The organism is Actinoplanes sp. NPDC051633 (genome assembly GCF_040681735.1).
In the GTDB taxonomy this organism is placed as follows: domain Bacteria; phylum Actinomycetota; class Actinomycetes; order Mycobacteriales; family Micromonosporaceae; genus Actinoplanes.
The window spans coordinates 1-2923 of the sequence record NZ_JBFAZH010000987.1; the positions used below are offsets into that span (position 1 = coordinate 1).

Annotated in this window: 2 protein-coding genes; both read left to right on the top strand. The window is 73.3% G+C overall.

What is annotated here, in order from left to right:
* Positions 1-184: 184 nt before the first annotated feature.
* On the top strand, positions 185-2197 hold the full coding sequence (locus tag AB0M20_RS35635; protein WP_364304948.1) for a hypothetical protein: 2013 nt from the start codon (positions 185-187) through the stop codon (positions 2195-2197).
* On the top strand, positions 2194-2923 hold a 730-nt coding region (locus AB0M20_RS35640; RefSeq protein WP_364304950.1), incomplete at its 3' end, for a hypothetical protein. The genes AB0M20_RS35635 and AB0M20_RS35640, both read left to right, overlap by 4 nt.

Consider the following 2923-nt stretch of genomic DNA (forward strand, 5'->3'; position numbering starts at 1 on the left):
GAACAGCCGAAGGCACGCCCGCCACGGCGGGCTCCCGCGCGCGCCGGATGACCGTTCGGCCGGGCGATGGCACCAATCGACCAGAATGGTGCACTGTAGCTGTACGTGCCCTTTCCATTCCGTTCGGTCGTTGGTTGACTTCTCCCCGATCAGTGGCCCGCCCCGGAAGGCAGAATCCGCAGCGATGACCGACGTCGTCCCGTACCCGAACCCGCTGCCGCAGCTCGCCACGCCCGGTGAGCGTCTGGGGTGGATCTTCAACGACCGGAACCTCTACCGGCGTCGATTCCTGGAACCGCCGCCGCAGCCCGCCCAGGTGCCGCCGCACCTGCACGAACGCCTGATGCGGGCACAGCGCGGGATGGCCCGGCGGATCCTGATCTCACTCGGCGCGGGCATCGGCCTGGCCGTGCTGATCAGCTGCTGCGGCGCCCTCGCGGGCATGAGCGACGCCGGCAACAACAGCACGGGTGTGGCGGTCACCGTCTTCGCCTTCGTCGCGTTCCTCGCCGGGGTCGGCGGGGCGGTGCTGGCCGGGGTGGCACCCTCGATGGCGCGCAAGGCGATCGAGAACGTCCAGCAGCAGACCCAGCACGAGTACGCGCAGGCGTTCGCCGCGTGGGACGCCCGGCGGCAATGGCACGAGCAGCAGCAACAGCAGGCCGTCGACGCCATGTACGAGTGGTCCGCGGCCACCCCCGCGGCGGGCACCCGGCGGGTCGACATCATCGGCGGCACCACGTACGGCTGGGAGGCGGTGCTGACCGTATTCGGCGGTTCGCTGCTCGCCACCCGCGGCCACATGACCCTGGTCGACTTCACCGGCGAGGCGCTCTGCGGCGAGCTCATGCAGCTCGCCGTCGCCACCGACCGCACCGTGCTGGAACGCCGGCTGCCGTCCCAGCTCGCGCAGTTCGACCTGGTCGGCGCGCTGGAGCCGAACGAGCTGGTCGACTGCCTGGTGGAGGCGATGTACGGCGACGCGCAGGGCGCCAGCCGGGCCGAGCGCTCGCAGGACTCGATGCTGCTGCGCGAGATCTGCGGCGTGCTCGCGCCGAACCTCAGCATGGCCCGGCTGCTGGCCGCGCTGCGGGTGCTCACCGACCGGCCGGTGCAGGCCGCGCTCAGCCCGGAGGAGAGCGACCGGCTGCTCGATCTGCAACCGGACGAGAGCCGCCGCCAGATGCACCAGCACCTGCGCCGGATCGAGGCGTTCTTGCACCCCCTGGAGGAGATGGGCACCGAGGCGGGCGCCGGGACCGCCGACCTGACCTGCCTGGTCGCCGACAGCGACGGCCGCAACGCGCAGAACGAGCTGCTCAAGGACCTGCTGGTGCAGTGGCTGGCGCGGCAGGTGCGGCGCGCGGCCACGCCGATGGGCTCCCTGGTGATCATCGGCGCGGACGAGGTGCACCACCGCTCGATCGAGAAGCTCAGCACCCTCTGCGAGCGCCGCGGCGTCCGGCTGGTGCTGCTCTTCGGCCACCTGCGGGAGGAGTCGCTGCACACCATCGGCGGCGGCGAGGTCGCGTTGATGCGGCTCGGCAACCACCAGGAGGCCACCCAGGCGGCGGACTTCATCGGCAAGGGCCACAAGTTCGTGCTCAGCCAGCTGACCCGCACGCTGGGCGGCAACGACACGCACACGCTGGCCGACACGTACGGCGAGTCGGAGACCCAGGGCGGCTCCTCCGGCACCAGCCGCAGCGGCCTGGACTTCAGCCGGCAGAGCGGCACCAACTGGAGCAAGACCCGGAACTGGAGCCAGACCGAGTCGGTGGCGAAGGGTACGAACTGGAGCGACGCCCAGTCGGCACAGCGGGTGTACGAGTACGCCCTCGAACCGCGGGTGCTCCAGGACCTGCCCGAGTACGCGATGATCCTGGTCAAGGGCGAGGGCCGGGGCTCGGTCGTGCAGGCCGTCGAGGTCGACCCGGGGATCGTCACGCTCCCCCGGGTGTCGATGACGCCGGTCGACCTGCAACCGCTGCCCGACCCGGCCGAGGCGGTCACCCCGGCCACCCGGCAGCCCAGCCAGGTCACCGTGTCGCAGCCGCAGCCGCTGGCCGCCCACGAGACCAGCGCGCACCAGGCCGCCGGTCCGGTCCTCCCGGGCTGGGGCGCCGCGCCCACCGAGCAGCCCCAGCCGGAGTTCCGGCAGCAGCCGTACCAGGGACCGTGGGGTGGGCCTCAGTGACTGGGGTGGGCGGGCTGCTCGAGCAGCTCTCCGTCAGCCGGGTCCTCGAGCTGCCCCGCCGGCCACCGTCCACCCGCGACGACGCCGGCACGGACGTGGGCCGGCGGCAACGGCTGGCCGGCATCGTCTCGGCCTTCCACGCGGGCACGCCCCTGCTGCTCGGCTGGCATCGTGCATCCGCCGCCCGGCCGGTCGAGGTGTTCGCGGCCGGCGGTGTCAGCGGGGACCCCGACGCGCGCGGGCTGACGCCGCTGTCGCTGCCGCCGGGTGCGCTCGGTCGTCCGTACCCCGGTCCTGATCTGCTCGGCAACCTGCGGGCGGTGCCGTTCTGGACGAGGGTGGCCGGGCTGACCGACGGGCTGCTGGTCGACGACCCGACGCTGCGGGACGAGGATGCCCGGCCGACGCTCGATGAGTGCCTGCTGCACGTGTGGCACGCGGGTTTCGCCTGGTTCGTGCTGGCCGAGCCGGTGCCCGCGGCGGAGATCGGCGGGCTCGCCCGGCAGGTCGCGCTCGAGGAGCGCCAGGCCCAGTCCAAGGCGCAGTCGCCGGAACAGGCCGTGGCGGCCGCCCGCCTGCAGCGCCGGCACCGGGAGTTGCAGCAGGGCCGGTCCACCGGGATGTGGCGGGTGCACCTGCTGGTCGGCGGCGACTCCCCGGCCGCGGCCGGCGCCGTCGCGGGCCTGCTGTGCGCCTCCGCCGACCTCGGCCGCCAGCCGTACGCGC